This window comes from Zarconia navalis LEGE 11467 (assembly GCF_015207075.1).
In the GTDB taxonomy this organism is placed as follows: domain Bacteria; phylum Cyanobacteriota; class Cyanobacteriia; order Cyanobacteriales; family Geitlerinemataceae; genus Zarconia; species Zarconia navalis.
Genome location: NZ_JADEXN010000257.1, coordinates 1 through 7304, shown reverse-complemented (window position 1 = coordinate 7304; position 7304 = coordinate 1). Strand labels below are relative to the sequence as shown.

The following is a 7304-nucleotide window of genomic DNA, read 5'->3' as shown; positions in this document are numbered from 1 at the left end:
CCTGCAAAGATGAATCGTCGTTTTGCCTTTTAGCTGTTTTATGTTTTGGCTGATTTTTGGATTCGATCGCATCGAACCGGTCGAAACCTTAAAATGGTCGTGGAAAAAAGCAAGAAGATATCTAACTCTCGGGATTGGAATCGGTACGTCATCTTTATTCCTGATGAAAATTATCTATGAAGTTATTTTCCATCCCCTTCACTGGCAAATTTTAATATCCTGGGCGAATTTGCCGACCTATGCGTTACTGCGCGGTGCCGTATTTGGGTTGAGTATGGGGACCCTATTTGGGATTACTCGCGGCATGACGGGATCGGTTATTCCGAAGGTGACGCGACCGAATCAAGGCATTTGGCAGTCGGGGAAAAATGCTCTAATTTTTGCGAGTATTGGCTTTACCGTCTTGAGTCTGGCGGCAATTCCCTTACAATGGCGACCTTTATTTTGGGGGACGTTCGGTGCTTGTTTTGGCATGGCGATCGGGGGGGGGGCGGCTTGTGCCAAACACTTTATTTTGCGATCGATTTTAGTTTGTAATGGCTCGATTCCTTGGAATTACGCCCGGTTTTTAGATTATGCAACCGATCGCATTTTTCTACAGAAAGTGGGAGGTGGATATATTTTCATTCATCGCTTGTTGCTGGAACATTTTGCTGCGATGAAATAAGAAAGAAGAAATAAAAAACGATTAATCGATCGAGTTACATTTAGATTCCTCTAAATCGGTATTTTAAAATTCATTCGATCGGGTGAGGTGACTGCCAATCGATCGTGGCTATCTTGGATATAGAAACAAGACGAATGCGCACCTTATACTGTATACAGTTCTCTGCCCTCAAAAGGCAGAGATTTTTATTAAGAATCGATAAAATAAAAACGATAGCTGCATACCGTCACGTTAGGACAATAAGCGCGAATGCAGGGACATCAGAAAAATATCCTCACCAAAATGAATACCGCTATATTTTAGAGGAAATAGAAAGCTAAACTCTTGCTAGAAAACAATGTCAATCCTAAAAGCAGCCCAAACTGAATACGACGCTGGACATTACGATCGCGCCCTTCAACTTCTCCTTCCTCTAGCTGGCAAAGGCAACCCCGAAGCTCAATCTATCATCGGTTCAATTTATCATCTCGGTTTGGGAACCATCGAACCGAACAAACTAGAAGCAGAAAAATGGTATACCCTGGCAAGTCAGAAAGGACATGGTTTGGCATCCAACAATCTAGCCACTCTCGTATCCAGCCGCGATCGCCAACGCGCCAAAGAACTATACCAACTTGCCAGAACGCAGGGCTTCATTCACGCCCCTAGCCAATGAACTACCCAATGAATTTCTTAAGTAAATCCAACTTGCCTTTATAGGGTGCGTAACGCCAATCCAAATCCAACCACAATCCCTTTTTTAGAACGCTTTTGTAGTGGGAAAATGTATCGAAACTGGCTTTGCCGTGATAGCTACCGATGCCGCTTTCTCCCACACCGCCAAAGGGCAGTTCGGGAACGCCAACGTGCATTACCGTATCGTTGACGCAAACTCCCCCGGATGAAGTTCGATCGAGAACTTGCTGTTGTTTTTGCTTATCTCGGGAGAAAATATATAAAGCCAGGGGTTTTGGACGCTGGTTGATTTGCTCGATCGCTTCGTTCAAATTCGTATAGTCTAAAACCGGCAAAATCGGCCCAAAAATTTCATCTTCCATTACCGGATCGTCCCAGGTTATTTCATCTAAAACCGTCGGGGCGATGTAGCGTTCTTCGGGTTTGGTTTCTCCGCCAATAATGGCTTTACCGTCGTTGACAAATTCAGCCACTCGTGCGAAATGGCGCTGACTAATTAATCGGGCGAAATCGGGGCTTTCGGCAGGATTCTCGCCGTAAAATTCGCCGATATATTTTTTGATGCCCGACAGTAATTCCGATTTTACCGTGCGATCGACTAAAAGATAATCTGGGGCGATACAGGTTTGTCCGGCATTGATAAATTTACCCCAAGTAATCCGTTTTGCCGCCACATCAATATCCACGTCGGCATCGACAATACAGGGACTTTTCCCCCCCAGTTCCAACGTCACTGGCGTTAAGTTTTTCGCCGCCGCTTCCATGACAACTCGCCCAATTTTCGTGCCGCCGGTGAAGAAAATGCGATCGAACTTTTGGGCGAGTAACTGTTGTGAAGTTTCTACCCCACCTTCAATCGCTGCCACAAATGCCGGATCGAAAGTATCCCGAACTAAATCGGCGACAACTTTGGAGGTATTCTCGGCAATTTCTGAGGGTTTGAGAATGGCACAATTCCCCGCTGCGATCGCCCCAACGAGAGGATTTATCAATAACTGAAAGGGATAGTTCCACGGTCCGATAATTAATACCACCCCTAGCGGTTCCGGGTAAATCCATGCCGATGCTGGAAATTGATCCAGAGGCATTCCCACCTTTTTCGGCTTCGTCCAAGATTTTAGACGCTTGAGGGCGTATTTAACTTCAGTAACCGCAGCAATCTCGAAATAGGCTTCAAATTCCGGGCGACTTAAGTCGGCATTTACCGCTTCAACAATGGCTTGTTGGCGATCGAGAATTGCTTGTTTGAGGAGTTCGAGTTGTTCGATGCGAAAGGCAATGTCTTGAGTTTTTCCCGTGGCAAAAAATTGCCGTTGTTGTTCGAGAATATTTTCAACGGGTGAAGTTGTTTGAATCATTATCTTATTTTATCGATCGATTATTACCGTGGAGGTTTCAGTTAAATGATACTTCGGGACAAAGCTGTCGTTGTAGGGTCGTTCTGACGATCGGAATTGAACGTTTTCGCTCATCACTCAACTGCCAACCGATTCTAACTCGATCGAACCCACGAACTGGTGAGGGTCTCTAAACCTCATCGAAACTTCTGAAAGCATCACACCAGAGGTTCAATAGGTTCAATTGCTAATCGTTAATCGTTCGTCTTCTTCAAACTCGGAAAACGGAGAAAAAGGAGAATTTTGTGAGAATGAAGTCTCTTCAGGTGGATTATAGTAACTCGCGACGATCGCCACGGCCAACCACCACAGGGTTTGCACCGGGGGACGATACCACACCGTATCCACCAAACCGTGGGCCATCAAACCGCAAATCGTCGAGATCGCCGCCATCAGCCAATACCCTTCCCGACTTGCCGCGTTCCGCAGTCCTTGGAGGGCGACCCAGCCTCGATCGAACGTCACCAGCAGCAGCCAGAGGAAGCTTAGCAGCCCGATCGCCCCGGCTTCGACTAAAATCTCCAACAAGACGGAATAAGCCCCCAGAGCATCCTGATATTTGGCACGAGCAAACTGGACGTAAATCTCCCGAAACGCATCGTTTCCCGGCCCGATTCCCAAAACCGGACGAGCGCGAATCATATCCAATACCGCCGCCCAAACATTCAGCCGAAAGTTATTGCTGCTATCTTCCCGTCCGACAAATATACTCGCGACTCGCATTCGCACCGGTTCCACGAATAGCACCGCCGCAACTAACACCAGTCCCGATGCGCCTAACACCGCGGGCATCGCCCAAGGTCTGACTTTGGGAGGTAATTTGACGCTCCACCAGTAAACCAACAACAGCACCATCGCGAATCCGGCTGCGAGCAAGCCAATCCAGCCCCCTCGGCTGAAGGTTGCCACCAAACAAGCCGAATTGACGATCGCCATCACTACGGCGAGAGCTTTGGGCAACCACCCCCGCCAGGAAAAGATCGCCGCCAGACTGAACACCACCGCCGGGATGAGATACCCCGCCAGCAGGTTGGGGTTGCCCAAATAGCTGTACACGCGCGTTACGCTGGCCATTTCCGAAGTGGGATCGGTCCAGGTGGCGAGGGCTTCCACCCCGAAATACCACTGGCGCATTCCGTAGACGCTTACCACCAGAGCCGCGTGTAAGTAAATCGTTATCACCCACGATCGCCATCGGGGCGATCGCAATATCTTCGCGCACAGGGCAAACAGCAGTAAAAATAAGGTCAGTTTCACCCATCCGGAAAACGCCTGCGCCTTGACTGGAGATAAAGCCGTGGCAACGGTGACAATCCCCCAGTACGCCAGCAACAGAACGTGAATCGGCGTAAACCCCCAGTTGCTATCGTCCGAGACTGTAACCAGCAGCCAAAAGGCTCCGCAAGCCATCATCAACACCCCCACCAGGGAAGTGGATGAAAACGGGGCCAGGGCGAAGACAAGCGCTACGAGAGCGACCCCTAACGGTTCCGATTGCAACATCAACCAGCTTCCCGGTCGCCAACTGCGCAAGGAGCCGCCCAACAAGCGATACAAGAAACTCGAACCCCGCCATCGTGAAGGTCGCAGGGTCCGAAGAGTCATCTGTTGCCAAACGAGATTTGTCATGAGTACATCGATATTCGATCGCGATTGAGTGCGCCATCAACGTTGGATTGTAACTTGAATTCGCCAGAAGCTGTAAACCCAACGCGTTTGCAGTGGGTGAAATTCAATTCCTAACCCGGCCCATGCGCGATCGAATCTCTCTATCATCCCTTATGGGGTGAGAAGTCTGTTAACTCGCGCATGGGAAAGCTTTAGGGGCGGTTGACCCGGCTGAAGATCGATTGGAGAAATACAGTCTTTCAATTTCAGCAGCCGCGAGCGGTTTAGAAAATAAATAGCCTTGCCCGAACTCGCAGCCGAGTTTTTGCAGCTGTTCGAGCTGTTGAGTCGTTTCGATTCCTTCGGCTGTCACCGATAAACCGAGCTGCTTGCCGAGGGTGACAATCGTATCGACGACGCGATCTTCGCGATTGCCAGATCCAAATCGAGCGACAAAAGAGCGATCGATTTTTAGATTGTTGACGGGAAAACGGTGTAGGTAACCGAGGGAAGAATACCCGGTGCCAAAGTCATCAATGCCGACCTCAATCTCTCTAGAAGCAAACTGAGCTAAGAGATCGACGGTTCGATCGATCTCCGATATCAAAAGACTTTCGGTAATCTCTAAGGTGAGGCAGTTGCCTGCGAGTTCCGTCTCGGCTAATACCCGATCGATCTCTCGAATCAAACTGGCTTGATGAAGGTCTTGCACGGAAAGATTGATACTAATTTTGAGGGGGGAATTCAGAGCAAATTTTTGGTTCCAATTTGCGATTTGCTGACAAGCTTTCTCTAGCACCCATCGATCGAGATGTACGATCGACCCAGTTTCTTCGGCAACAGAAATAAATTCATCTGGAGGAATAAAGCCGCGAGTCGGGTGTTGCCAGCGTACTAAAGCCTCAAACCCGATCGGTTGATTCTCCTGTAAATCAAAAATTGGTTGATAGTAGACAACAAATTCTTCTCGCTCGAGAGCCTTACGAAGATCTGTTTCGAGGGCTACACGATTCAGCACTTGAGTATGCATGGCCGCATCGAAAAATTGGGATGAATTTTTCGATGCGGCTTTCGCTCGATACATGGCAATATCAGCATCGCGCATGACACTTGCCGCCTCGTGGTAATCCGGATTTCCCATCACGATCCCAATACTGAAGCCAGTAAAAATTTCATATCCATCGATCTCGAACGGCGTTTGACAAGCGGCTAAAATTCGATCGACAACTTGAATCACATCTTCGGGACTGTCGATATCTTCTAGCAAAATCACAAACTCATCACCACCAAGTCGAGCAACCAGATCGGTATTGCGCAAGTGCATTTTTAATTTTTGAGAGATTGTAACGAGTAATTTGTCTCCAACAAAGTGTCCCAAACTATCATTAACAACTTTGAATCGATCCAGATCTAAAAATAAGACGGCATACTGGTAGTTTTCAATCCGTTTGGCTCGGTTTATGGCGAGTTCGAGCCGTTCGAGTAAAAGTTTTCGATTTGGTAAACCCGTGAGCGGATCGTGCAACGTATTATAGATGAGAAGATCTTGGGTATGTTTGAGGTTGCTAATATCGCGACACACCGAAATCATTCGCTCATCTTCAGTCAAAGTTAGAGATAGACCCTGAGAAAAGATCGAGCCATCTTTACGCTTGGCGGTGACTTCTCCTTGCCAAGCGCGCTCTGACTCTAGCACTGGAAAAATTTCCCTCTCAAACCTTTCCACTTCCTCTGGGGAATATAACAGCCTCCAACTTTTGCCAACTAACTCTTGAGAACTTTGGTAACCAAATAGTTTGAGATGAGCCTGGTTGGTATAGAGATAGGTATCTCCTTGCAAAATGGCAATGCCATCAATTGCTGCCTCGATTGCCGCTTGTTGTTGCTTTAATACCACTTGCGCTTGTTGGCGCTCTGCTCGAATTCGCGCGTCTCGCAATTCTCGCCGTATCGCCTCTGGCAATCGGGTTAAATTGTCCTTCATCAGGTAATCGTGAGCGCCGGCTTTCATCATTTCCACTGCCGATCGTTCGCCGATGGCGCCCGAAATCACAATGAAGGGAATATCGAGTTGGCTCTGTTTGACAATTTCGAGTGCGGCGGGTGCGTTAAAGCCGGGTAAGCTGTAGTCTGAAACGATCGCATCCCAAGTCCGGGTCGTAAGCATCTTACGTAGCGATTCGCCTGTTTGTACCCGTTCCCAATTGGGATCGAACTGACCGCGACGCAATTCTCGAAGTAGAAGAAGAGCATCATCTTCTGAATCTTCAACGATGAGAACATTGAGAGTTTCATTCATAGCTATCGCTTTTTCGCTCGTGTTTTATGCTTCTGGCAATAACTCACTAATAACGCGATCTGCGAACGAGTTAAGTTTTCTAAAAAAGAGCGCGCAAAAATAGAAATGGTGTTACGTAACGGACAAATGCCTCTACGATCGCGCTCTTTTATTTCGGAAAACTTTGAGAATAACTCGAACGCTTGCCAGCATTTACAAGTCCTTAAATATGACCTAATTGTGGAGGCAATGTGGATGACTTAAGAAATTTCCGATTTCGCTCGATCGGTGTTTTTGGGTGACACTTGGCTCCTCACTCTTAAATCGTAGCGTTTAAATCGTCACTTTTTAGAAACCCAGAAAAGCTCGCAGGAAAACATGAGAACGATCGCCCGAATTTTGTGACTCGACTCATTGACTGAATGCATCAAATTATGTAAGGCTCTATTCTTCTGGTAATGGCTCGTTAACGAGCAACCAATACAATCCCAGTCTAGACACAGCGTCTGCGAATTCGCTGAAATCCACCGGTTTGCGGACGTAACTATTAGCTCCGAGATCGTAACTTTCAACGATGTCCCGCTGTTCGCTAGAAGATGTAAAAACAACCACCGGTAGTTTCCGGGTTCGTTCTTCGGCTCGGATGCGTTGCAACACCTCCAATCCATCAATTTTTGGA

Annotated in this window: 6 protein-coding genes; 2 read left to right on the top strand and 4 right to left on the bottom strand. The window is 47.7% G+C overall.

Annotation, left to right across the window (positions count from 1 at the left end):
- The first annotated feature begins 40 nt into the window (after positions 1 to 40).
- On the top strand, positions 41 to 667 hold the full coding sequence (locus IQ235_RS13940; RefSeq protein WP_264322057.1) for a hypothetical protein: 627 nt from the start codon (positions 41 to 43) through the stop codon (positions 665 to 667).
- A 337-nt stretch (positions 668 to 1004) separates the two neighbouring features.
- Positions 1005 to 1322: a tetratricopeptide repeat protein gene (locus IQ235_RS13935; protein WP_264322056.1), complete on the top strand. Its 318-nt coding sequence runs from the start codon at positions 1005 to 1007 to the stop codon at positions 1320 to 1322.
- Position 1323: 1 nt separating this feature from the next.
- Here IQ235_RS13935 and IQ235_RS13930 read toward each other — a convergent pair whose 3' ends face one another.
- The 4 genes from IQ235_RS13930 to IQ235_RS13915 form a co-directional block, all read right to left on the bottom strand.
- Entirely contained in the window at positions 1324 to 2700 is a 1377-nt protein-coding gene (locus IQ235_RS13930; RefSeq protein ID WP_264322055.1) for an aldehyde dehydrogenase, read from the bottom strand.
- Positions 2701 to 2919: 219 nt separating this feature from the next.
- Entirely contained in the window at positions 2920 to 4368 is a 1449-nt protein-coding gene (locus tag IQ235_RS13925) for an IctB family putative bicarbonate transporter (RefSeq protein WP_264322054.1), read from the bottom strand.
- A 169-nt stretch (positions 4369 to 4537) separates the two neighbouring features.
- Positions 4538 to 6646, bottom strand: a complete 2109-nt coding sequence (locus IQ235_RS13920; RefSeq protein ID WP_264322053.1) for an EAL domain-containing response regulator — start codon at positions 6644 to 6646, stop codon at positions 4538 to 4540.
- Between the two features lie 423 nt (positions 6647 to 7069).
- Positions 7070 to 7304 (bottom strand): response regulator (locus tag IQ235_RS13915; protein ID WP_264322052.1); only part of this gene is annotated, 235 nt, incomplete at its 5' end.

Bases quoted from the DNA above. Each gene is read 5' to 3' on its own strand.
- IQ235_RS13940 (WP_264322057.1), top strand. From the start codon at position 41: ATGTTTTGGCTGATTTTTGGATTCGATCGCATCGAACCGGTCGAAACC.
- IQ235_RS13925 (WP_264322054.1), bottom strand. From the start codon at position 4,368: ATGACAAATCTCGTTTGGCAACAGATGACTCTTCGGACCCTGCGACCT.
- IQ235_RS13930 (WP_264322055.1), bottom strand. From the start codon at position 2,700: ATGATTCAAACAACTTCACCCGTTGAAAATATTCTCGAACAACAACGG.
- IQ235_RS13920 (WP_264322053.1), bottom strand. From the start codon at position 6,646: ATGAATGAAACTCTCAATGTTCTCATCGTTGAAGATTCAGAAGATGAT.
- IQ235_RS13935 (WP_264322056.1), top strand. From the start codon at position 1,005: ATGTCAATCCTAAAAGCAGCCCAAACTGAATACGACGCTGGACATTAC.